This is a genomic window from Candidatus Pelagibacter communis, assembly GCF_001180225.1.
GTDB classification, from domain to species: Bacteria; Pseudomonadota; Alphaproteobacteria; order Pelagibacterales; family Pelagibacteraceae; genus Pelagibacter; species Pelagibacter ubique_D.
In genome coordinates this window covers 1-21082 of the sequence record NZ_CVST01000049.1, presented here as the reverse complement: position 1 = coordinate 21082, position 21082 = coordinate 1, and the positions used below count along the sequence as shown (strand labels likewise).

Below are 21082 nucleotides of genomic sequence, written 5' to 3'. Positions count from 1 at the left end.
CTATAGTTGTCATAAACGTTGATAAATCAAGCTTTTTTTTAGTGTGTATAATAAAATTTTACACAAGATATAGTGTTCTAAAACTGTTGATTTTAAAGGCTTTTTTCATATTTAATTTTTAATTAAACTTAATTTAAATGAACAAATCAGAGTAAAGTGCAAATACAGTCAAAAACATAATAAAAGTAAGCCCGATTCGACTATAAACTTCTAAGTATTCTTTTTTTATCTTGCCACCAATAATTTTTTCAATTGTGAATAATACAATTATTCCACCATCCAATAACGGAATTGGTAATAAATTCATTAATCCTAAACTTATGGAAATATATGCAAAAACAGTAACAAAGGTTAAGAAACCTAATTTTGCTGCTTCTCCAGTCATTTTAGCAATTCCGACAGGTCCGGATAGCTGGGAAATATCTGCACTTCCTGTCAATAATTGTCCAATAAATATTAATATTTGTTTACAAACAAAAAAAACTTCTTTTACAGCTAAGGTTATTGCTTCAACTGGTCCAAATTGTTTTTTAACTTTTTGATCAGTTGAGTATGCAATAACAATACCTATAACTCTTTTTTTTGTTCTCTTTTTAATCAAATTATCTTGATCAAATATTTCATTTGGTTGAACTAAAATTTTTTTATTTTCAGAATATCTCTGAATAGTAATTTCAATTTTATCACCTGTACTTGTCCTAATATATTTTGAAACATCCTGTATATTTTCAACTTTATTACCTTCAATGCTTAATATTTTATCACCAGCCATTAAACCAGCTTTTTCAGCTGGACTATCTTTAACTACTTCGTTAATTGAAAACGGAGTTACATCTTTTCCAATAAATACAAAAATTAAAGAAAAAACTAAAATAGCTGACAAAAAATTAGCTAAAGGTCCGCCTAATGCATATAAAACTTTTTGATAATATTTTTTATTATAAATTAAATATTTTTGATCTTCTTTAGAATGTTTTTCATCTATTTCCTGTTGAGATAAATGATAATCTTCTGCTCCAAGTGTTTTCACATATCCCCCGATTGGAACGTACCCAATAGACCATCTGGTCCCATCTTTATCATTCCATCCTAAAAATTCTTTATTTAAATTAAAGTATGGTAATCCAAAAATAAAAAATTGCTCAACTTTAGCCCCTGCCTTTTTAGCAAAATAATAATGACCATATTCATGGATAATTACTATAAATGAAAATAGAACTAAAAATGAAATTAAATAAAGTAGCATGAGTTAATACTTATAATATTCATAAATTTTAAAATTTAAACAGTATAATCACCAATAATACTGATACTTTTTGTCTTTACTCTTAAATTTTTCTGAGCGAATACTGACATAATTTCCTTGTTCATGAGCATTACACCAATAAATGTATTTTCGTTCACGATTATAAGCAGCTCTATTCCGTTCTATTCTCTCTTTTTCATTTTGCTCTTTTAATTTCTGTTCTTTTAAAACTTGCTCTTTTTGTTTTCTAATAATTGCCTCTTGTTCTAATTGTTTGTCTAATTCTTCAGGACTTAATTTAGACTGAGGAGGAACATAGGCATTAACTGGAGCTACAACTACATTTTGCTTCATATATTTTTTAGGAAGTTTCCTATTAATCATTGAATAATAAATTTCAGGTTTATTATTTAACAAATATTGTTTGTTCGCTCTTAAGAAACTTTCTGTTTCTTTTTTCAATAACCGCATGAAGTAATGATGATTTGGGTTCGTTTTTCCAAGATTAGAATTTCTCCACTTGCAGGTATAATTGTTAAAATGATCTCTCTTATTTCTCCAGGTCATGTCTACCCTCCTGCATCATCTTTAATATTTCTAGCTGCCTGTAATATTTATTCATCAGCTTATCTTCAATTGTATTGAGCTTTAAAATGGCACTCCCGTATTTACAATCTCTTGCAAAAGCTAAACCCTTTAAGTTGATAGATCTATCTGAAGACTGAACTAATTCTTGATCTTTAAATTCAATTTTCTCAGCCATTTTTTGCTTATATTCATCAAGTTCATGATGGAGTATTTCCTGATTATAAATACCAGCTTCAATTCCACCTATTCTTCTAAGTCTAAAACCTACATCAATGATCTTATATACTATTTGTTCTTCTAAAATCCCTTCTGGTTTTAAAGCTTCAATCATATGATCACGGTATTTCTCAAATTCATTTAAGTCTTCACCGATCACTAATTGCTTAGCAGTTAGCCCGTGTTTTAATGAATTTTTAGATGAGTTTAGTTTACCTAAATCAGTTTTAGGTCCTTTAGATAATAATGCATTTTTTCTATTAGCATTAATTTGTTTGATGGTTGCCATAAGCACTCCTTATATATTTTTTGGATTGCAGTTGTGAACCTGCTGACACGAACTCACCAACTGGTGGCTTTGATTAAGAGTGCATGGGAAACGCCCAAGACGATCTTTAAAATAAAGATATATAATTTTAACAAATTTTAAAAAACTTTTCAATACTCTTTAATGTTAAACTTATGTTACAAAATATTTTTTGTTACGTTAACTTACGTTGAAAATTTTTTTAAAAAAAACATATTATAAACATATTTAAATTTTAGATTAATAATTGTTAATCTTTATTAAAAATAAAAAACTCAATTACATTTATGGAAAAAAATAATCTACCGGAAGGTTGGAAATACGAAGTATTTGATAAAATAGAAAATCCAATTGCAAAATACTACTCAGCACTAAGTGATTATGGGGATATGATTAAATTTTCTGACATCACTCATCCTAAAACAAGTAACATTTTTGCAGAATTTGATGACTACGTGAATATTAAAAAGGAAGACTTAAAAGGAATTACATTTGAACAAATATTATTATATTTAAAAAATGTAGTACCAAAAGAAGGTCAATCTAAGAAAGATTTTTTAATTAAATTTTTAGATCAAAGACAGATACAATATGATGAAGGACTTTGGGATGAAGCAATTTAATATGGTTGATTGCAATCTCGAAAAGAGCACAGATTTAAAAATCTTAAATGTGAATTCTAATTATATAAGTATGTTAATCATTACTGAGAAATCTTATGTCTATGCAGAAAAATATTATAAAGATGCTCAATTACACTCTTGTCTTACGTTTGAAATATTTAAAAAACAAAATTTAGCTAATATTAACTATAATTTTATTAAATATCTGATTTTTTCAAATCTAGTTGAAAATAATGGGTTTGATGAACTGGAATTCTCTAAATTATTAAGGAAAAATAAAATCTACTTTCATAAATGGTATGAAAATCAAAATATAATAAGAACTTAAAAAGTTTTTAATAAATACTTACTTGCTCTCAAATAAATGATTTATTGTAAATTGCGATCTCTATTTATAATCTTGGTAAAAGACGAGCTATCGATTTTAGTTACACCACCAACAAAATGTAAACCATAGTTATCTTTAAACTTAATAAATTTCAGTTCCTTTTTAATATCTTTTATTGAAATAGGTTGTTTAAATTTCTTAACTTTATGGAGAATTATATATTTATAGATTATCTCTGTAAATTTATCTGGATCGATTAAAAAATCTTTGTTTGAATTATACGTTTCTATATTTTTGATTTCAGCAGATCCAATAAAAGATTGTCTATGTTCACCAGTTCCAGCAATATAAAATACTAAACAATCTCCAATGTTAAATTTATCCTTAAATTTTGTATTTGAATAAATCGGCCATTTTCTTTCATCTATTCTTTTTTCACATATTTTAATTGCATCAATTTTTCCATCAGATGTGGTAAAACAAAAATAATTCATGATTATTAATAATTTTGATATTTATATATAACTCAAATTATATATAAATTATAAAGCTTAGAATCACATGAAAAACAATAAGTTAAAAATTATTTCCCTGTTTGCGGGTGCAGGAGGTATGGACCTTGGTTTTAAAAATGCAGGTTATGATATTGTATGGGCAAATGATTTTGACGCAGATTCAGTAAAAACATACAAAAGAAATTTTGGGGATCACATTGTTTTAGGTGATATTGAGAAAATTCGTTCAAATGTAATGCCTGATAATCCAGATGTTGTTATTGGCGGTTTCCCATGCCAAGGCTTTTCAATAGCTAATTTAGGTCGAAGTGTGGATGACAGTAGAAACAAACTCTACAAACAAATGCTAAGAGTGATCCGGGCAAAAAAACCTAAATATTTTGTTGCAGAAAATGTATCTGGCATTCTGACCCTTGGAAAAGGCTCAGTAATGCAAAAAATTATTAATGATTTTAAAAGTATTGGTTACAAAGTTGATTACAAATTGTTAAACGCAGCAGACTATGGAGTGCCCCAAGCAAGAAAAAGAGTTTTTATAATTGGAAATAGGCTTGGACTAGAAAACCCCTATCCTAAACAAACACATCAATCACCTTCTTTAGATGATGATCTGTTGTTTAATGATCAACTTGAAAATCACATTACTACAAAAGAGGCAATTGGTTTTTTATCTAACGTAAAGATCACAAATAAAACAATCTATGTGAAAAATCGAACTATCCATAATCATATGGCTGATACTAATGTTCATGATGAATTTTGGGGACGTAAGTATCCAGTAAACCAATTTGATATTTGTGATTATTTGAAAAAATGGAGAAAGAAAGCAGGAATTTCTACAAAAAAAGTAGATGCACATTTTGGTTATGCACACACAGCTGGACATTGGTTTAGAAAAGATAACAACTCTGGAAGCATACCTAATCCAGATGATTGGAAAGGTTTAAAAAAACTTTTAGGATTTGATGACAAGTATGACAAACAAGTAACAACTTTAGTTAAAAAGAAAATTCAATTTGAACAATCTTTGCGTATAACTAATTGGAATACTCCAAGTGATACGCTAACAGCTACAAGTCCTGAAATTCATGTAAATTTAAAAAGAAGATTATCTGTAAGAGAATGCGCCATATTACAAACATTTCCAGATGATTTTGTATTTGAGGGAACAACATTTAGAAGTATGCACAAGCAAATAGGAAATGCAGTTCCAGTCTTGTTAGCAGAAAAAGTTGCAAAAGAAATTAAGAAAATAATTTTGTCAAAAGCTTTAAGAAGAGCTGCCTGATTTAATTTCAAAGATTTTATAATCTCTCACTTTAGATCTATTTAATCTAGCTGACATTCCCTCTAAAATTATGCAATATTTATTTTGCTGTACTCCTCTAACTGCCAATTCATCTTTAAACCATGGATGTTTTAAATTTGTATCTAAATAAAAATCCTTAGATCCATTTTTAAATTTTAGCCAATTTGAAGATATTTCATTTAAGGGCTTATACTTTGATGAAAAATTTTTATTCGCTGTAACATAATGATAAGTTTTAATTCCTTGTAAAATATTTTTTTTGTCTTCTTCCTCTAAAGTGAATTCATTTGGTATATATGTCAAAGCTAACCACAAATTTTCATATTTCCCAATTTTATAAGTAGATGATTGGCTTAACTGTTTTTCTGTTAAACCTTCATTATCTGCATAAACAAGTTTAAACATAAAAGTTAAATTTGGTTTTGAATTAATTATTGGTTTTTGTTGACCGTTGTAGTGTATTCCTGAAAAAATATTGTCTCTTACTTTTTTTTTAAAAAGAGGTTCTGACTGAAAAGTAACCTGATTTGGCATAATAGAAATATCTTTTGTGTCTGCATGGTTTGTTACTATATTAACTGTTTTACAATCTATATTGATATAACAATCATCTAATTCAAAAAACATATCAGAACTAATCGGATTTAGATGAGGTTTAATGTTAATATTATTCTTAAAACAATACTCAATTAGATGAAACGAAACCAAACGCTCAAAAGGTGTTTTAACTAAATTTTTTTCTGTCGTTTTCTCTTTTAGATCTTTGTAATTATTATTAATTTCATTTTCGGCACTTTTGCAGTATTTGTGAATTTTATTATTATTTAAAAGAACTTTTGTAAGAAATTCCATGTATGAATTTTCTAATTCAATTATCTGTTCTTTATTTAATTCTTCTACTTTTTGAAACATAACTATTTACGATTATGAATTATGCCAGTTAAGAGTGCTAGCATCAAAAAAAATATTAATTATTATTAAGATTTATGATTTAATAATTTGAAGAAATTATTTACTAATTTAATTTGAACTATATTTTTTAGAGAAAAATCTAATAAATTAGGGTTAAATAGGATTATAGACGTTACCAAAGCTCTGAAAATTACTGCATTTAATCTATGCCTACTAAAAAAAGATCATGCCACTCAAAGTAAAGAGTGACCAACACATTACTAAAAATAACTCAATGCCATATTAATGCAAAACCCTGTTGCGTTTGTTAAACTCTAAAAGGGTTTTTGATATAGCTAACCTTACATCTCCAACGTATTTAACCCAATCCTTATCGCAAGCATTTAAGTTTCGCCAGGGTAAATCCTTATATTCAAGGCCAAAAACCTCACATAATACATAGTCTACTTCATTTAGAAACTTTTGACGCTGCTTCGGAGTTTCTTGTCTTAAAAGATTAATTAGCTTTTTATTTGTTTTTAGTTTCTTTTTCATTACTTTTTATAAATTTATTTAATGAATCGTAATCCATGGGTGATTTTAATTTTTTAAATCTGTCATTATTTTTATTAAATAAAAAGCAGTCTAAATTTTTATTTATTAAATAAGCGGAATGTAAACCTTCTGAAAACATTGGTTCTTTAATCTTTTTTTGAATTAAAAAATTCCACTTTTTACTCTTATTATCTAAGCTTTCAGATAAACTTATATTTATTCCTGATATTTTTTTTTTATTTTTAAATACTACAAAATCAAACAAACTATCTTTTTCTGAAGGTTTAATTTCATATCCTTTTTTAATAAAAATTTTAGAAATATTATTTGAAATATTATCCTCTCTCTTACTCAGTACCGCATGTGATATAGAGCAAAACTCTTTATCTTTTCTAGCTAAACCTTGACCTATTACAAATTCTTTGCTGCAATATTTACAATTTTTTATTTGATTTTTATCTTCAATTGATTTTATTGCTTGATGCCATATAAAACCAATTAATCCTTTAGGCTCGAATTTTGTATTAAACCAACTATTATTTACATCTATGTAAGCTCTAGTTCTTTCAGAATAAAACTTTTTAATAACTTCAATAGAATACTCAGTAAATATTTGATCTATATTATCTTTATTTATATCTATCTTTTTATTACTAATAGTAACAGGGTAATTGTAGTTTCTTGAAAATAAATTAATAATTAATGGAAATTTCTCCTCTATATTCTCTGTCTCTTTAAAGCTCCAATAATAGACATCTTGTTTTTGAACAATATTAAATTTTTCATTTAAACTCTTGTAGTCTTTTTGAATATAATACTGATAGTTTTTTAATAATGATTGAAGATTTTTTATTTCAACATACCAACACTGCAATAATTCACCTTGAATGTTTGTATTACTTTTATATTCATTAGCATCTTGCTCTGAATATTTCCTTTGCACTACTGGAGAGCCAAGAGTTCCATATTTATTAATAAAGTTGTGAATACTAGAAACATTTAATTTTAAATTAATAAATTCTAAGAAAAGTTGATTGTATTGATCGCTAAATAGATCAACTATTTTATAATTTTTGCCATCTCTAATAGTTTTTTTGCTTGAAGGATCAAAATCACCTTTTTCTAGGCCATCTTCAGTATAATGCTCTATAATATTAAATTTAACATCTTTAAGAAATTGGTTTTCATAAACACCATTTAAATTTCTCAAATAATCTAACCATTTTTCATTCCACGATTTATATAAACGGCTAGAATTATCCAATTCTAGATCAATATTATATTCATCAAATATTTTATGACTTTTTTTCATTTTATATTGTTTATGCTATTGACAAATTATCGTAAACTACATATATTGTCAAGTATGATCATTGATACCATGATGCTAGCTTTCATCTTTCAAGTTGGTCTCCTTTCTCTAGCATCATGGTTAAATCAACCAACCCCAATAACAATTAATGGATAAAATTACAGAGATTAGAATAGAAGAAATTTTTGATGAGGAGAACAATCAACATTACTATTGGATTTATTATTTCAAAAATGGCAAGGTTAAAATAATTGGAAAATCATCTGTAAGACCAGAGTGTTATAGACAAATAGCTAGGTACTTAATATGAGATATCAATTCGAAAATACTATTAAAGATAGATTGATGTATTGTTTGGAATGGAAACAAAACATCGATGTTTATCTTGCAAATAGAAAGATTTCAGAAAAAGCAAACCAAGAATACTACAAATCAAAACCATTACTTAAATTAATTATTAATTTTTATTTTATTCCATATAATTTACTTAGATTCTTTAGATATTTAAGAATCATTCATGACTATAAAAAGAATGAAATTGAGATTAAAGTTCTTAGCAAAGAATTAAAAAAGAATGAAAATCAAAAATAAAAAGTATCTAACCTCCCCTAGTGATCTTAATAATTTTGTTAGTTGCAAATACTTAATTCAAAATGAAATAAAATTCTTATTTAAAGAGATAAAAAGAAATGAAGAAAGTATAGATCAAAAACTTTGGAAAGAATTTGGTATTAAACACGAAAAGAAACATTTTGATCTTTTAAAAAAATATTACAAAAAAAATATTTCAATCAATCAAGATCTAAGTGAAGAAGAAAGAAATAAAAAAACTATAGAGGCTATTAAAGAAGGTTATGAACTTATTTATCATGCATATTTAGTCGACGGAGATTTTAGAGGAGAAGCTGACTTTTTAATAAAAGTTGATACTAGTTCAGATCTTGGTGGTTATAGTTACGAAGTATACGACACAAAAGTAAGTAAAAAACCAAGACCAAGGCATATTTATCAAATTACAGCCTACTCTTCTATGTTAAGCAAGATACAAGGAATTCTTCCAGACAAAATGTATTTAATTGATGGAGCAGATATAACTCATCAATATAAACCAAAAGAATTTGTGGACTTTTATAATTTTACAAAAAAAAACTTTGATAAATATTTAAAAAATATAGCTAAAGAAAAAATTTATCCTGAAAAGTGCTCTCATTGTAGTGTTTGTGATTACATGGAAGAATGTGAAAAAATCTGGGTAGATGATAATTATATTAATCAAGTTGCTAAGATAAATAGATCTCAAATAGAAAAATTAAAAAAAGTTGGGATTAATACAGTTAAAAAATTAGCAGAAGCCAATCCTGAAAAAATTAAGGTTAAAATTAATAAACAAGCTCTTAAAGATAGAATATCACAAGCTCAGCTGCAGGAAGAAAAGAGAGAAACTGGAAAAAGCAGATATATTGTTTTGGATCCTGATGAAGGTAAGGGATTTTATAAACTTCCAAAACCAGATGAGGGTGATTTATTCTTTGATATTGAAGGGTACCCACAAGAGGACGGCAGAGGGTTTGAATACCTTCATGGAATATACTTTAAAGGTAAAAAAGGCTTGGAATTTAAATACTTTTGGGCCAAAGACTTTAAGAAGAAATATGAGCAAGAAAACTTCATAGAACTTATAAATTTCTTTAAAGATCATTTTAAAAAACATCCTAAAGCTCATATCTATCACTATAATTCATATGAGAAACGTTCACTAAGACAACTCGCTTCCCTATTCTCCTCTGATTTTCCAGAAGGGAGCAATTTTGTAGACTCACTTTTAAGAGGTGAAAAATTTGTCGATCTTTTTTTGATAATAAACCAATGTGTCAGAACAACTGAAAAAGACATGTCTTTAAAAACGATCGAAAATGTTTTGTATGGATTTAAAAGATCAGCAGATGTCAAGAAGGCAGAAGATAGTGTTAAGCTTTATGACTTTTGGTTATCCTCTAAAGACAAAAAGACTAAAGACGATATCATTGAATATAACAAAGAAGACTGTGTATCCACATATCACCTAAGAGAGTTTTTAGTAGAGATCAAACCAGAAAGTATTGATTGGTTTTCAATTACTGATGAAACAGAAAAAAGATCTACAGAAAAAAAGGACTGGGAAAAAATTGAAGTTGAACTTAAGAAATCTTTAGAGAAAAAGGAAATTACAAAAAATCCTTTAACAGAAACTATCAAAAACTTAGTTGGTTTCCATAGGAGAGAAATTAAACCAGAGTGGTGGGAAACATTTGATAGAATGGATAAAACTCATGACGAACTAGAAGAAGATCCAGAATGTATTGGTAATTGTTTTTTAAAATCAAACGAGCCAGAAAAAGTTGAGAAAGGATATGTCTTCACTTATCAGTTTAATGATCAAGATTATAAGTTAAAGAAAGACTCTTCAGTTTACAATGCTCATCAAAATTTATCTATTGGATCTATTGCTGACATTGTTGAAGAGACACCCAATAAAAATATTGTAAAAATTAAAATAACTGAAAAAAAATATCAAACGTTAGGAGAAATGCCTAGTGTCTTATCATTAAGCAGAAAAGGTCCCGCACAAATAGCAGTCCTTGAACAAGCGTTAAACAGATTTGTTCAAAATTACATTGATGTTCAAGGTAGTAATTACAAATGTATAATTGATCTACTCAACCGTGGAAATCCTGATCTTAAAGAAACTAAACCTGGTGAAAAACTTATTGATGAAAGTAAAGATATTACTGAAGAATCTGTAAAAGTTATAAAGCAAATGAACAAAACTTGCCTAAGTATACAAGGCCCCCCAGGAACTGGAAAGACTTACAACAGTGCTAAAATAATTATTGAACTAATGAAGGAAGGTAAAAAAGTTGGAGTATCTAGTAACTCTCATGAAGCAATTAAAACCCTATTATCTGCAATTGAAGAGCAAGCAATTAAAGAAAAATTTGAATTTAAAGGTTTGAAGAAAAGCAGCAGTACAAATCTTTTTGAAGGAAAATTTATTATTAATTGGATAAAAGATAAGCAAATAGATTTCGGTGAATTCTCTTTATATGCTGGAACAGCTTGGTTCTTTTCAAATATTAGGATGAACCAAAAACTTGATTATTTATTTATTGATGAAGCCGGACAAGTGTCACTTGCAAACACTATAGCTATGGCAACCTCCTCTAAAAATTTAGTATTAATAGGAGATCAAATGCAATTATCTCAACCCATAAGAGGAACACATGATGGTTACGCTAAGTTAAGTTCATTAGATTATATTTTAGAAAACCGAGACACTATTCCTCCAGAACAAGGTATTTTTTTAAAGGAAACGAGAAGATTAAATAAAGAAATATGTAAGTATATTTCTGATAGTTTTTACGATTCTAGGCTAGTACCACACGAAATAACCAAAAAAAGATCTGTTAAACTGGGTCTTAATAACATTCAAGACCAGGGTATATTCTTTATTCCAACCGATCATTTTGGAAATTCACAAAGATCAGATGAAGAAGCTGAAATCATTCATGATTATTATTCAAAAATTATGGGTAAAGATTTTGAAGATGAGCATGGCAAAGATAAAATTGATATCAATAATATAATGGTGGTTGCACCCTTTAATGTTCAAACAAACAACATTAAACAAAAATTACTAAAAAAATATTCAGAGAAAACAAGAGTTGGAACAATCGATTTATTTCAGGGTCAACAGGCAAAAGTTGTTTTTATTTCTATGACTTCATCTGATGCAGATAACCTTCCAAGACATAAGGATTTTTTCTTTAACAGAAATAGATTAAATGTAGCAATATCAAGAGCACAGAATGTGGCTGTTATTTTGTTTAATCCTAATCTTTTACTAGCTTCAGCAAACACTATTCATGAAATGAGGCTAATGAATAACTTTTGTAAATTATTGTTATTTAAAATTAAAAATGATTAAAAAATTATTTATTATTTTAATATCGTTAATACTCATCACTAGTCCTAGTTTTTCAGAAAAGACTGACGAAAATTTAAAAGTAGAAATGTACGAGTCTTGTGCTGATGAAACATTTGTACGTCAGTTTGGAGATAAGTTTCAATATTTCTTATCTATGCATATTAAAACAAAGATTTATCAAAACAAAGTTTACCAATGGTTATATGAAGATTGTGAAAAACAATCTAAATCAAAACCAATAACCTTTAATTTAAAGAATAAGCTATATAAAGACGATCTAGATGAAATTACTGCTGAGATTTTTGGAAGATGTGCTGACGAAAGATATGTTATGGAGTTTGGCGAACACTACAACCGATTTTTGGAATTAAAAATAAGGGACAAAATAAGACTAGAAATAAATTATGAGTGGTTTGTAGAGGCATGTGAAGAAGAGTATCGTGCCTATCCTATTAAGTTTAAATTAAAATACTTTGATTACTTGTAGTAAAATTGTTCATGAATTAAATTATTAATATTTTTATTTTAAAATCAAGATTGTTAAATTATGTTGTGTTTCTTTAAAATTTCTTCTTCTTCTTTATCAATTTGATCAAATTTAATTTGAATATGATCTTTTAAGTTTTTCCTTAAATATAATAATCCATCTAAATCATTTCCAAATTTTTCACCTATATTTTCATCTGGCTCAACAAAGTTTTCTTTAATCTCCATGATTTGACTCCACCAAGAAGGATTGTTTAATTCTGAATGAATATATTCATCTTGATCTGCATCTGTAGCTAAAAACCCATCATTCAAATTATAAGACCAAAAGTTAACAACTTTTAGGTCTTTAAGTAATCTTGTAACTTCAAATATAAATTCATAATCAGTATTTATAAGATCTTCATCAACAAAAAATATCTTATGGTCATCAGTGCCAGGTTGCGTATCACCATATATTAATGGGTAAAGTATATGATGATTTGTTCTTTCAACTTTATATTTATTGCTGCCATCTTTCTTCATTTTATCTAGTTGAGGTGGAGTAGGAGCTGTATATTTTAATATTAAGTTTAACTTTTCAAATTTCCCCCCTTTTAAAGTTGGAAGTTCTTTTTTTAATTGGTCAATTGATTTGCTTATATCTTCAGATTTATCAACATCTTCTCTGTACCAAAGATCACCACAATCAAATTCAAACAATATCTCTGTCTTTGAAATTATTTTATTTGTAAGTACTGGAAATTCCTGTTTTGACATAAATTACTCAGATAAATTGAGTGTCATCCTCAATTATCAATTCTTTTAATTTTTCCTCAGAAAATTTAACTTTTGAATGAATGGAATAAATTACTCTTTTAGCTTTCAGTTTATCTGGAAGCATTTTAAAAGCTTCTGAATGAGTAGCAATAAGTTCAAATGCTTCCTGGTATGTCATTTCTGATCGATTTTTGGTTTTATTTTTAACATTGGAATTAATTTCTTTTTTTTCACTCACAATCTGAAATTACCAAATCCTGAACAAAGAGTCTATTTACTTGAAATATATATATTTGATTTTGTTTTACAGATTAATTTATTGCTACTTTTTTTTTCTTTATTTATTTTTATTGTTCTATGTTTTCTAGGTGAGAACACAGCAGTAGTTCCCAATAAATTCATTGGGTCATAATCATCTGTTGCAAGTCTAGCACTAATTATTTTTCCCATCAGGTCCTCCTTTAATTTTCCAACCATTTTCTTTTAAAACTTTTATGAGATTTTTAAGCATCTCATCTCTAGAAGAATTTCTATCTCCTATTTTTTTGAAAAATAAAGGTTTTAGACCTTTTTCTATCTTTGATTGAAAGTAATCCTTGGTTGGACTAATACTAAACCCTTCATTGTAAATTGGGTCATTTTTATTTGATTTTCTAAGTTTGTATTTCATATGCTCCTTTAGCGTTAATGTTTAATGTCCGAAGCAAGTAGAGTTATTTCTAAATCACGGACAAACTAACTATACAATAGGCTTTGCTGAAAGTAAAATGAAGTGAAATTTTTTTATTTCTTAAATCTATAATAAAGTGAAAACAAAATAAGACCTACAAGGACAATTCCTACAAATATCCTTAGGTATTGATTAAAAAATATATCTATAAACTCAATCATTAAATATTAAACTTATCCTTAATTCTATAAAACCACACTGCTAATTTAAAATAAAATACTCTTAATTGTGGGAAAATAAATTTCTTAGGTAAACCTTTGTAAATTGTTGATATATCAAGTTCTTTACTATTTGATGAAAAAACTAGTTTAGATAATTGTTTTCCAGTCCAAGGAGCTGCACTAACTCCTACTCCACTATAACCAAATCCATAATAAATCTCTTCATTATCTATTTTGCCAATTGAAGGAGTTAGTTTTTGTGATAATGCAATTAAACCTCTCCAATTATAATCAATCGTTATATTGCTCCATTTAGGAAAAATATTTTTTAAAAATTGTTCCATATCATTTGCTCTATTCTGATTTGATTTATCACTTCCTTCAAAATCTCCTCTAGTTCCAAATAAAATTCGATTATCAGGTAACTTTCGATAATAATATAAAAGGTTTTTAGAATTAGCTATTGGGACATAAGTATTAAAGTTATGTAAACTAAGCTCTTCATTTGTAAGTGGTCTTGTTACAATAATATTTGATATAACAGGTAATACCCTTCCATCCATTTCAGGTATTAATCCTTCTTGATAAAATCCATTAGTTGCAACAACTATTTTTTTTGTCTTTATTGAACCTTCATTGGTTCTTAAAAGATAAGAGCCATTTTCTTTTTCAATTTTTTCAATTTTTGTGTGCTCATAGATTTTTAACTTTTTAGATAATGCATGTTTTGCTAGTCCATTTACAAATTTTAAAGGATTGATTGCAAATCCAGGTTTGTATGAAAAAGCTCCAAATTGCTCAGTTCCACCATGACCTACTTCATCAAATTCTTCTTTTGAATATACTTTAGTCTCTATTCCAAATTCGGACTTATAAACTTCAGCTTGTTCTTTAATTTGATCAAATTTGTTTTTATGATGAGCAACAACAAAGTTATTTTCACCAGTTACATCACAATCAATATTATAATTATCAATTAATTCTTTTGTATAATTAGCTCCTTCAACTGAATTTTTAAAAAATCTTCTAGTCTCCTCTGTTCCATAAACAGATTGCATTTTTTTATAAGACATCTTGCTTGGAGGAAGACAGCAAAATCCTGCATTACGAGAAGAAGCACCCCAACCTACTTTTCCCGCCTCAACCAAAACTACATCTAAGTTATAATTTTCAATTAAGTTAATTGCACAAAGCAAACCAGTATAACCCCCACCTATGACTACTATTTCTGAGCTAATATCTTTTTGAAGTTTATCTAAATTTAGATTTTCACTTGAGGTTGCTTCCCAGTAACTAGGAACAGGTTTGTTGAACTGATAGATATCTGAATGATAAATATTACTCATTAGTTAATGTTAGGTTAACACAGCCTTTAATTATCTAAATAATAATTTACTTAAATTTATCTTCCCAGAATAGAACTCTGTCGTCTGTTTTTTCAATTAAGTCCTTACAGAATATTCCGTATTTATCTAAAACTTTTGAAAAGTTTTTATAATCTTCACCCATTTCTTTTTTCATACTTTCAAAGGATGTTTTAACTCTATTTCTCATTGTATCTGTGTTCATACCTAATTGCTGACCAATCATAAAAACAGATTCTAATGATAAATCAGCTGATTTATTAAGTCCTGCTATAGTTTCATCATTGGCACTACCACTTTTTCTAAAACCCTCTTCAGATAACAAGTAATAACTATAACAAGTCGTGAAATCTCCTTGTAAGTTATTAAACACAAAAGTTTGTTGATCATCAGCATAAGCACTCATGCTAAAAAAGCTTAAAAATATTATTGATAGTAGTTTTTTCATTTGTTCTTACTTCTCTTATAATCTTTCATCCATTTGTCAAAGATCCTTATTGCATCATCCATATCTTTAGTTTTGTTAGGATGATTTTTTGCTCTTCCAAGCATTGTTGCAATAACATTTACTTGATACTTGATGGATCTTTTTTTGATTGCTTTAACTGTATAAAGCGCCTTTTCTTTATTCTTAAAACCTAATCCATGTAAAGTTGTCTCAGGTTTATAATCAGAAAATAATGAAAGATTTAAAGGTTTAAAACTTTTATCTTTTATCATTTTATTCATTGGCATTTTATCAACCAAGTTAAATATCTTTTTAAGATTTATTGTATCTAACTTAGCTTTTTCGGTTCCATCAAAGCCAATTAAACTCACACTAAAGTTTTTAGCTTTATCTAATCTTGTCACTAATTTAATAAATCGTTTATGAAATTCTTTTATGTGTTTTTGGTAAATATCTTTTGAATTTTTATACTCTTGATTAGTGTAGTTTGGAGTGTTCAAAACTAACAACCTACATTTCCATATATATTTTTTAAAATTCATTGGTATATTAAGTATTTTAATTAATAGGATATATGAAGGAAAAAGAAATTAAATCTCATTTTAAGAAAAAAGCGCTTTCTAAACTTGCTTTATCGATAAGCTTTTTCTTGGTTCTTTTAACCTCAACTGGATACATATTTAATTCTAAAGCAGCAATTTTTCTTTTTTATATTTTTAGTTTTGCATTCATTTACAATTTACTAATCAATTTCTTATTAGAAAAGTTTGATATAAAATCATGATTAAAACATTAGTTAAATTAAAATTGTTAAAGTATGCATTGGTAGGTGGTGCTCTTGCAGCTTATGCAATTAAAAAATATTGTGATAAAAAAAATAAGGACAAAAAAACAAAAATTAAAAAACCTTTGCTTCTTACACGATAATAAGATTTTATTTTACTTATATTAAATTTAATTAATGACTATGATTTTAGTGGGGGCTAATGCCCCCACGCTTAATTTAGCTATTAATCTAAGCTATAAATTGTAACTGATTTTTCTTTATCAACTTCGTTAGCACTTACAAATAAGTTCCGTTCAGGAATAGCAACTAAACCTTCAGGTCCAATACCTGTTGGTAATATAGTAACTAATTCTGGGTTAGATAAATCATTTGCTTTATAAACACCAATAGCATTTGCTCTTTCAGCACCAATAAAGATGTAACGCGTATCACCATATATTGCTACTTCAACCGATTCTGGTTCTACCCCTTTTTTCTCTGCACGACTTTCTGGCCAATAACCTGCTGAAGCAAGTGCTCTTTCATATGATGAACCTGACTCGTATACGACAGAGCCATCTTTGTTAAAGATTGTCCATCCACGGCTTCCACCACGCTTAGCTTGACCTGGCGCTTCATGTTTATAGTCCCCTTCATTTGCAGTAGCAAAATGATCATTACCAATCCACTTAACTGCATCTGGCTCTCTTCTTACATTTTCAATGCTGTCAGACATATTTAATTGACCATCTTTTTTATTGTCAATACCAACAAGTGTTACAAGTCCTGCATCAAACTCTGAAATTACATTTCCATTTCGATCAATAACTGCCATCCAGTTATTCTCTTGCATCGTAACAACTATTTCACCTAAGTTATTAATGTCGACAAATTCTGGCTCTGGATCATTTGGAGCAATAGTTGAAAAACCAACTAAGTCTGCTTTGGCAACACTATTATCTGCTAAATTAACGATTGCAACAAATCCACCTGGAAGTTGTGGAATTTTTTCGTCATTAATATCTTCGTTACGCTCATTTTCAATAGCTACTGCCACAAAAGTTCCATCTGGACTAACTGCAACAGAGTCTGGTTGTCCACCAAGTTGAACTTTTGAAACTTCTTTTCCAGAAGCAAGATCTATAACTAATAAGTGTCCACTTGGTTTTACATAGTCTGGAGAAGTGTTAATACCAACATATGCTTTCCCATTTTTAATAGCAACACTAGTCGGCTCACCGCCTAAGCTCATTGAACCTAATGGCTTTGGGTTAGCTGGATCAGTGATATCAATCATCCCTAATGCATTAGCAGGGCTATCACTATATACTAGCTTCATACCGTCTGCTGTTGCAGAAATGATTTCTGCTGATGTTTCTTCTGCACCAGGATTGTTTGCTGGTGTTCCAAAATTTCCAATTTCTTTAAAATCTGCATTTACTGTACTAACAAACGCAGTTGAGGCCAGTAGGCCTGCTAAAATAAATTTAATCATTGTAATTTTTCCTTTTTTTTGATTCTTTAAGGAAATACTTAGACAAGATTAAAAATTTATAACATTTTAATTAAAATTATATTTCATTTTAACTACTGGAATTATTTTAGAAATTTAAATCAATAGAAAAGTTAATTGTGTATTACTTTGTGGATTGTAACTGAATTGTAATATTATTTTAATGTATTGTAATATTAATTGTTAAATTTAATTCTCGTTAAGGTTTCATCTCTTCTTATGTAGTGATGGTACAAAGCCGCTATGAAGTGTAAAACAAAAGTATACAACAATAAATCACCAGCAATCCCATGAAAATTGTGAGCAAGTTTTTCAAAATCACCATTACTTTCAACAATATTAACTAATTCAACCCCAAAAAATAACACCTCTTTGCCCTCTATATTCATCAATACATAACCTGTGATTGGTGCAGCAAACATTCCAAAATAAAATATAAAAAATACAAGATTAGATAATCTATTTAAAAGCCTGCTTTTATTAATATTTTCTGGTTTTGGGTTTGACCACCTCCATAACAATCTTAAAATAACTAAAATAAAAATAATTATGCCCAATGAATTATGAACTAACATTAAAAAGTCATAATACTTTTTTGGTGTATGCTCAGATAAATTACCTAATAATAGTACAAACAACAAAATTCCAGCCATATACCAATGAAAAGTTTTTGAAATTAAGCCGTATTTTTTAATTGTGTTTCGAATCACAGAAATTTTTTAACAAAAAAAAATTACAATGAAGTTACACTCAATAATCAAAAAAAGAGTTTTAATAATTCATTCATATGAGTTTAAGAAATAGGCAACAAAACTTTTCTAAACAGACCTCGAATTTTGAACATTTTTCATTATTCTCTTTTTTAGTTAATACCTCCCTTGTAATTGAGTAACTATTGCAGGGGAGAGTAACAAAAATGTAATTTTATTTTACTAAATTTAAAGTATAATAATCCTATAAAATTTAGAATTATGCAAAGACTACATTTACATCTTGGTGTTAAAAACTTAAACGAAAGTATAAACTTTTATAAAAATTTATTTAAATCTGAACCAACGAAAGTAAAAGAAGATTATGCTCAATGGATTTTAGATGATCCTAAGGTTAATTTTGCAATATCTACTAGAGTAAAAACTTTAGGTATAGATCATCTAGGAATACAGGTTGATAAAGTTGAGAAACTAAACGATATAAGAACTAATTTAGATAAAGCTGATATATCTACTTATTCTGATGGTGAGGTAACGTGTTGTTATGCAAAATCAGAAAAATCTTGGGTAAATGATCCAAATGGAGTTGCTTGGGAAGCTTATCACACAATGGAAGATGCTGAGATTTATAATACAGCCGGCGCAAGATCAGATACTGAAAAAAAAGGTTGTTGTTAATTAAATTAAGTAAACCACCTAAATCCTTCAAACATAGCAAGACCATATATTGAATGTCTTATTAAAAAAATAAAAGACGTTTTTGTTGGGTTGTCTGTATTTGACGCGAAAATACCCTGACCTGTAAAAGGCATAAATATCAATAATGGTGCCAATGTAGTAATCGCTCCAAAAATTAGTCCAGAAAAATATGACATATTTAATCCAAGTATTATGAAGACAAAATAGTAAATAACTGCCCAACATAATGATATGTAGTAATGAAAAATCCACCCAAGTAAGACTTCATGCTTGAACTTTGGCATATCAGTAATTTTAGGATTATAAAAAGTTAAATTTCTAATCATGTAATAAGTCCATCTTCCGACAATTCCCCATGACGGCTCTGGAATTCCAATCAATTTTAATAAATATCCTAGAATGTCTAGAATGATGCAAGAGAATATACCTGCAACGACAATACTTAAAATGTCATTCATTTATTGCAGTTTTTTATATCCCTCTAACTATGATATTGCTGCCTTCAGAATTTTGTAAACGTATATCTTTAACAGGTTTATATTCGTCTGAGTGATACCACTCTAAAGCTTTTTCATAAGATGGAAATTTAATGATTACTAATCTTGGAAAATTATCTTCACCCTCTACTACTTGATATTCACCATTTCTAACTAGATATTCTCCATCAAATTTTTTTACAACCTCTGTAACTTTAGCTACATACTCTTTATAGTTTTCAGGATTAGTGACTTTTAATTGTGCAATTACATAACCTGCTGGCATCTTTATCTCCTTTTTGTAAGATGTTATACATTGTTTCAAAGCCTAATGCTTATGAAATTGGTTTTTTCTTACTTTTGTCTATACTCAAATTAAAAACATCTGGTCTAGAATAATGACCTGTTGCATCAAATCGTCTTCTAGAAGTTTTTGATAACGAAATATCAATATCACTATACAGTATTCCTTTTTCTTTATGTAAAGGCCCTGCATGTAAATCACCAAAAGGCTTATAAATAATTGCATCCCCACAGTTAATCCATTCATCTTTATCAGGATACAAATGATCTTTGTGAGGCATATCATTAGGTAAATCAGAAGCTTGAATTGCTGTTGCTGAACTAATCACCCAGCAGCCTCCTTCTCGAGAAATATGTTTCATTGTTGAAAGCCAAGGTTCTCCTTCATCCCAAGTTGGTGCAATATAAATATCAATATTTTGTGAGTACAAAGAATATCTTGCAAGCGGCATATAATTTTCCCAACATGCTAATGCACCAATTCTACCAACTGCTGTTTCAACAACATTTAAACCACTACCATCTCCAGGACCCCAAACCATACGTTCAGGGTTTGTTGGCATCAATTTTCTATGATTATTTAAGATGGTGCCATCATTGTTGATTATAATGATAGAGCAATAAAGAGTTGAACCACTCACTTCTCCGTCAATTTCTTGGTGGCCAGCAACTACTACAACTTTATTTTTCTTTGCAGCTTCTTGAATAGGTTTCAGGTGACCCTTTGAAAGATTAACTGAATTTGCTTGTGAAATTTTAAACAAATCATCAGTTAAACTCATCTCGCCACCTGGTTTTAACCTCCAAACATAT

General features: G+C 28.3%; 29 protein-coding genes. 10 read left to right on the top strand and 19 right to left on the bottom strand.

The features are described 5' to 3' along the window. Positions 1-133: 133 nt before the first annotated feature. Genes rseP through AMN99_RS04170 form a run of 3 tightly spaced genes read right to left on the bottom strand, consistent with a single transcriptional unit; the run spans position 134 to position 2339 of the window. The gene (gene rseP, locus AMN99_RS04180) at positions 134-1246 is read right to left on the bottom strand and encodes an RIP metalloprotease RseP (RefSeq protein ID WP_075506580.1); all 1113 of its coding nucleotides are present in this window, start codon (positions 1244-1246) and stop codon (positions 134-136) included. Between the two features lie 48 nt (positions 1247-1294). Beyond that, positions 1295-1813 carry a hypothetical protein gene (locus AMN99_RS04175; protein WP_218836791.1) on the bottom strand — a complete coding sequence of 173 codons (519 nt, stop codon included), beginning with the start codon at positions 1811-1813 and terminating at the stop codon, positions 1295-1297. Beyond that, positions 1797-2339: a hypothetical protein gene (locus AMN99_RS04170; protein WP_075506579.1), complete on the bottom strand. Its 543-nt coding sequence runs from the start codon at positions 2337-2339 to the stop codon at positions 1797-1799. Before AMN99_RS04170 ends, AMN99_RS04175 begins: the two co-directional genes overlap by 17 nt. Before the next feature lie 305 nt (positions 2340-2644). Between AMN99_RS04170 and AMN99_RS04165 the strand changes: the two genes are divergently transcribed. Both AMN99_RS04165 and AMN99_RS04160 read left to right on the top strand, forming a co-directional pair. Continuing rightward, entirely contained in the window at positions 2645-2980 is a 336-nt protein-coding gene (locus tag AMN99_RS04165) for a hypothetical protein (RefSeq protein ID WP_075506578.1), read from the top strand. Beyond that, positions 2967-3308 (top strand): hypothetical protein, encoded by a 342-nt coding sequence (locus AMN99_RS04160; protein ID WP_075506577.1) that lies wholly within the window; start codon positions 2967-2969, stop codon positions 3306-3308. Before AMN99_RS04165 ends, AMN99_RS04160 begins: the two co-directional genes overlap by 14 nt. A gap of 41 nt (positions 3309-3349) precedes the next feature. On the opposite strand, the gene AMN99_RS04155 is transcribed toward AMN99_RS04160, so the two are convergent. Next, on the bottom strand, positions 3350-3802 hold the full coding sequence (locus tag AMN99_RS04155; RefSeq protein WP_075506576.1) for an EVE domain-containing protein: 453 nt from the start codon (positions 3800-3802) through the stop codon (positions 3350-3352). A 67-nt stretch (positions 3803-3869) separates the two neighbouring features. Between AMN99_RS04155 and AMN99_RS04150 the strand changes: the two genes are divergently transcribed. Beyond that, positions 3870-5111: a DNA cytosine methyltransferase gene (locus tag AMN99_RS04150; protein WP_075506575.1), complete on the top strand. Its 1242-nt coding sequence runs from the start codon at positions 3870-3872 to the stop codon at positions 5109-5111. Here the strand turns inward: AMN99_RS04150 and AMN99_RS04145 are convergent. From AMN99_RS04145 to AMN99_RS04135, 3 genes are all read right to left on the bottom strand, one after another. Then, positions 5094-6044, bottom strand: a complete 951-nt coding sequence (locus tag AMN99_RS04145) for a hypothetical protein (protein WP_075506574.1) — start codon at positions 6042-6044, stop codon at positions 5094-5096. The genes AMN99_RS04150 and AMN99_RS04145 overlap by 18 nt on opposite strands. A 282-nt stretch (positions 6045-6326) precedes the next feature. Then, positions 6327-6578, bottom strand: coding sequence for a hypothetical protein (locus AMN99_RS04140; RefSeq protein ID WP_075506573.1), 252 nt, complete (start codon positions 6576-6578; stop codon positions 6327-6329). Next, entirely contained in the window at positions 6553-7890 is a 1338-nt protein-coding gene (locus AMN99_RS04135; RefSeq protein WP_075506572.1) for a hypothetical protein, read from the bottom strand. The genes AMN99_RS04140 and AMN99_RS04135 overlap by 26 nt, the downstream gene beginning before the upstream one ends. 148 nt (positions 7891-8038) lie before the next feature. Here AMN99_RS04135 and AMN99_RS05780 point away from each other — a divergent pair, with 148 nt between their 5' ends. Genes AMN99_RS05780 through AMN99_RS04120 form a run of 4 tightly spaced genes read left to right on the top strand, consistent with a single transcriptional unit; the run spans position 8039 to position 12341 of the window. Continuing rightward, positions 8039-8200, top strand: coding sequence for a hypothetical protein (locus tag AMN99_RS05780; RefSeq protein ID WP_179850438.1), 162 nt, complete (start codon positions 8039-8041; stop codon positions 8198-8200). Further along, positions 8197-8481, top strand: coding sequence for a hypothetical protein (locus tag AMN99_RS04130; protein ID WP_075506571.1), 285 nt, complete (start codon positions 8197-8199; stop codon positions 8479-8481). The genes AMN99_RS05780 and AMN99_RS04130 overlap by 4 nt, the downstream gene beginning before the upstream one ends. Continuing rightward, complete coding sequence (locus tag AMN99_RS04125) at positions 8465-11854, top strand: TM0106 family RecB-like putative nuclease (protein ID WP_075506570.1); 3390 nt, start codon at positions 8465-8467, stop codon at positions 11852-11854. The genes AMN99_RS04130 and AMN99_RS04125 overlap by 17 nt, the downstream gene beginning before the upstream one ends. Further along, on the top strand, positions 11847-12341 hold the full coding sequence (locus AMN99_RS04120) for a hypothetical protein (protein WP_075506569.1): 495 nt from the start codon (positions 11847-11849) through the stop codon (positions 12339-12341). The genes AMN99_RS04125 and AMN99_RS04120 overlap by 8 nt, the downstream gene beginning before the upstream one ends. Positions 12342-12394: 53 nt before the next feature. Here the strand turns inward: AMN99_RS04120 and AMN99_RS04115 are convergent, their stop codons facing one another. The 7 genes from AMN99_RS04115 to AMN99_RS04085 all read right to left on the bottom strand — a co-directional run bounded on the left by AMN99_RS04115 (position 12395) and on the right by AMN99_RS04085 (position 16344). Further along, positions 12395-13099: a hypothetical protein gene (locus AMN99_RS04115; RefSeq protein ID WP_075506568.1), complete on the bottom strand. Its 705-nt coding sequence runs from the start codon at positions 13097-13099 to the stop codon at positions 12395-12397. Between the two features lie 7 nt (positions 13100-13106). Further along, entirely contained in the window at positions 13107-13337 is a 231-nt protein-coding gene (locus AMN99_RS04110; protein WP_075506567.1) for a hypothetical protein, read from the bottom strand. Positions 13338-13369: 32 nt separating this feature from the next. Further along, positions 13370-13549: a hypothetical protein gene (locus tag AMN99_RS04105; RefSeq protein WP_075506566.1), complete on the bottom strand. Its 180-nt coding sequence runs from the start codon at positions 13547-13549 to the stop codon at positions 13370-13372. Continuing rightward, on the bottom strand, positions 13533-13769 hold the full coding sequence (locus AMN99_RS04100) for a hypothetical protein (RefSeq protein ID WP_075506565.1): 237 nt from the start codon (positions 13767-13769) through the stop codon (positions 13533-13535). Before AMN99_RS04100 ends, AMN99_RS04105 begins: the two co-directional genes overlap by 17 nt. 220 nt (positions 13770-13989) lie before the next feature. Then, a complete protein-coding gene (locus tag AMN99_RS04095) occupies positions 13990-15336 on the bottom strand; it encodes an NAD(P)/FAD-dependent oxidoreductase (protein WP_075506564.1) in 1347 nt (448 codons plus the stop codon). 46 nt (positions 15337-15382) lie between these two features. Beyond that, complete coding sequence (locus AMN99_RS04090) at positions 15383-15802, bottom strand: hypothetical protein (RefSeq protein WP_075506563.1); 420 nt, start codon at positions 15800-15802, stop codon at positions 15383-15385. Then, the gene (locus tag AMN99_RS04085; RefSeq protein WP_075506562.1) at positions 15799-16344 is read right to left on the bottom strand and encodes a DUF4174 domain-containing protein; all 546 of its coding nucleotides are present in this window, start codon (positions 16342-16344) and stop codon (positions 15799-15801) included. The genes AMN99_RS04090 and AMN99_RS04085 overlap by 4 nt, the downstream gene beginning before the upstream one ends. Before the next feature lie 32 nt (positions 16345-16376). Here AMN99_RS04085 and AMN99_RS04080 point away from each other — a divergent pair, with 32 nt between their 5' ends. Both AMN99_RS04080 and AMN99_RS05775 read left to right on the top strand, forming a co-directional pair. Further along, a complete protein-coding gene (locus AMN99_RS04080; protein ID WP_075506561.1) occupies positions 16377-16586 on the top strand; it encodes a hypothetical protein in 210 nt (69 codons plus the stop codon). After that, complete coding sequence (locus tag AMN99_RS05775) at positions 16583-16729, top strand: hypothetical protein (protein ID WP_179850437.1); 147 nt, start codon at positions 16583-16585, stop codon at positions 16727-16729. Before AMN99_RS04080 ends, AMN99_RS05775 begins: the two co-directional genes overlap by 4 nt. An 83-nt stretch (positions 16730-16812) precedes the next feature. Here the strand turns inward: AMN99_RS05775 and AMN99_RS04075 are convergent, their stop codons facing one another. Both AMN99_RS04075 and AMN99_RS04070 read right to left on the bottom strand, forming a co-directional pair. Continuing rightward, complete coding sequence (locus AMN99_RS04075; protein WP_075506560.1) at positions 16813-18063, bottom strand: hypothetical protein; 1251 nt, start codon at positions 18061-18063, stop codon at positions 16813-16815. Between the two features lie 194 nt (positions 18064-18257). Next, positions 18258-18791, bottom strand: coding sequence for a cytochrome b (locus tag AMN99_RS04070; RefSeq protein WP_075506559.1), 534 nt, complete (start codon positions 18789-18791; stop codon positions 18258-18260). Between the two features lie 261 nt (positions 18792-19052). Between AMN99_RS04070 and AMN99_RS04065 the strand changes: the two genes are divergently transcribed. Then, the gene (locus tag AMN99_RS04065; RefSeq protein ID WP_075506558.1) at positions 19053-19469 is read left to right on the top strand and encodes an ArsI/CadI family heavy metal resistance metalloenzyme; all 417 of its coding nucleotides are present in this window, start codon (positions 19053-19055) and stop codon (positions 19467-19469) included. 5 nt (positions 19470-19474) lie between these two features. On the opposite strand, the gene AMN99_RS04060 is transcribed toward AMN99_RS04065, so the two are convergent. From AMN99_RS04060 to AMN99_RS04050, 3 genes are all read right to left on the bottom strand, one after another. Continuing rightward, positions 19475-19948 (bottom strand): DUF2938 family protein, encoded by a 474-nt coding sequence (locus AMN99_RS04060; protein ID WP_075506557.1) that lies wholly within the window; start codon positions 19946-19948, stop codon positions 19475-19477. 13 nt (positions 19949-19961) lie between these two features. Next, entirely contained in the window at positions 19962-20252 is a 291-nt protein-coding gene (locus AMN99_RS04055) for a DUF1330 domain-containing protein (protein ID WP_075506556.1), read from the bottom strand. 49 nt (positions 20253-20301) lie between these two features. Then, a partial coding sequence (locus tag AMN99_RS04050; RefSeq protein WP_075506555.1) for a carbon-nitrogen hydrolase family protein occupies positions 20302-21082 on the bottom strand: 781 nt, incomplete at its 5' end.

Coding starts and splice junctions, on each gene's coding strand:
- rseP (WP_075506580.1), bottom strand. CDS start 1,246: ATGCTACTTTATTTAATTTCATTTTTAGTTCTATTTTCATTTATAGTA.
- AMN99_RS04175 (WP_218836791.1), bottom strand. CDS start 1,813: ATGACCTGGAGAAATAAGAGAGATCATTTTAACAATTATACCTGCAAG.
- AMN99_RS04170 (WP_075506579.1), bottom strand. CDS start 2,339: ATGGCAACCATCAAACAAATTAATGCTAATAGAAAAAATGCATTATTA.
- AMN99_RS04165 (WP_075506578.1), top strand. CDS start 2,645: ATGGAAAAAAATAATCTACCGGAAGGTTGGAAATACGAAGTATTTGAT.
- AMN99_RS04160 (WP_075506577.1), top strand. CDS start 2,967: ATGAAGCAATTTAATATGGTTGATTGCAATCTCGAAAAGAGCACAGAT.
- AMN99_RS04155 (WP_075506576.1), bottom strand. CDS start 3,802: ATGAATTATTTTTGTTTTACCACATCTGATGGAAAAATTGATGCAATT.
- AMN99_RS04150 (WP_075506575.1), top strand. CDS start 3,870: ATGAAAAACAATAAGTTAAAAATTATTTCCCTGTTTGCGGGTGCAGGA.
- AMN99_RS04145 (WP_075506574.1), bottom strand. CDS start 6,044: ATGTTTCAAAAAGTAGAAGAATTAAATAAAGAACAGATAATTGAATTA.
- AMN99_RS04140 (WP_075506573.1), bottom strand. CDS start 6,578: ATGAAAAAGAAACTAAAAACAAATAAAAAGCTAATTAATCTTTTAAGA.
- AMN99_RS04135 (WP_075506572.1), bottom strand. CDS start 7,890: ATGAAAAAAAGTCATAAAATATTTGATGAATATAATATTGATCTAGAA.
- AMN99_RS05780 (WP_179850438.1), top strand. CDS start 8,039: ATGGATAAAATTACAGAGATTAGAATAGAAGAAATTTTTGATGAGGAG.
- AMN99_RS04130 (WP_075506571.1), top strand. CDS start 8,197: ATGAGATATCAATTCGAAAATACTATTAAAGATAGATTGATGTATTGT.
- AMN99_RS04125 (WP_075506570.1), top strand. CDS start 8,465: ATGAAAATCAAAAATAAAAAGTATCTAACCTCCCCTAGTGATCTTAAT.
- AMN99_RS04120 (WP_075506569.1), top strand. CDS start 11,847: ATGATTAAAAAATTATTTATTATTTTAATATCGTTAATACTCATCACT.
- AMN99_RS04115 (WP_075506568.1), bottom strand. CDS start 13,099: ATGTCAAAACAGGAATTTCCAGTACTTACAAATAAAATAATTTCAAAG.
- AMN99_RS04105 (WP_075506566.1), bottom strand. CDS start 13,549: ATGGGAAAAATAATTAGTGCTAGACTTGCAACAGATGATTATGACCCA.
- AMN99_RS04100 (WP_075506565.1), bottom strand. CDS start 13,769: ATGAAATACAAACTTAGAAAATCAAATAAAAATGACCCAATTTACAAT.
- AMN99_RS04095 (WP_075506564.1), bottom strand. CDS start 15,336: ATGAGTAATATTTATCATTCAGATATCTATCAGTTCAACAAACCTGTT.
- AMN99_RS04090 (WP_075506563.1), bottom strand. CDS start 15,802: ATGAAAAAACTACTATCAATAATATTTTTAAGCTTTTTTAGCATGAGT.
- AMN99_RS04085 (WP_075506562.1), bottom strand. CDS start 16,344: ATGAATTTTAAAAAATATATATGGAAATGTAGGTTGTTAGTTTTGAAC.
- AMN99_RS04080 (WP_075506561.1), top strand. CDS start 16,377: ATGAAGGAAAAAGAAATTAAATCTCATTTTAAGAAAAAAGCGCTTTCT.
- AMN99_RS05775 (WP_179850437.1), top strand. CDS start 16,583: ATGATTAAAACATTAGTTAAATTAAAATTGTTAAAGTATGCATTGGTA.
- AMN99_RS04075 (WP_075506560.1), bottom strand. CDS start 18,063: ATGATTAAATTTATTTTAGCAGGCCTACTGGCCTCAACTGCGTTTGTT.
- AMN99_RS04065 (WP_075506558.1), top strand. CDS start 19,053: ATGCAAAGACTACATTTACATCTTGGTGTTAAAAACTTAAACGAAAGT.
- AMN99_RS04060 (WP_075506557.1), bottom strand. CDS start 19,948: ATGAATGACATTTTAAGTATTGTCGTTGCAGGTATATTCTCTTGCATC.
- AMN99_RS04055 (WP_075506556.1), bottom strand. CDS start 20,252: ATGCCAGCAGGTTATGTAATTGCACAATTAAAAGTCACTAATCCTGAA.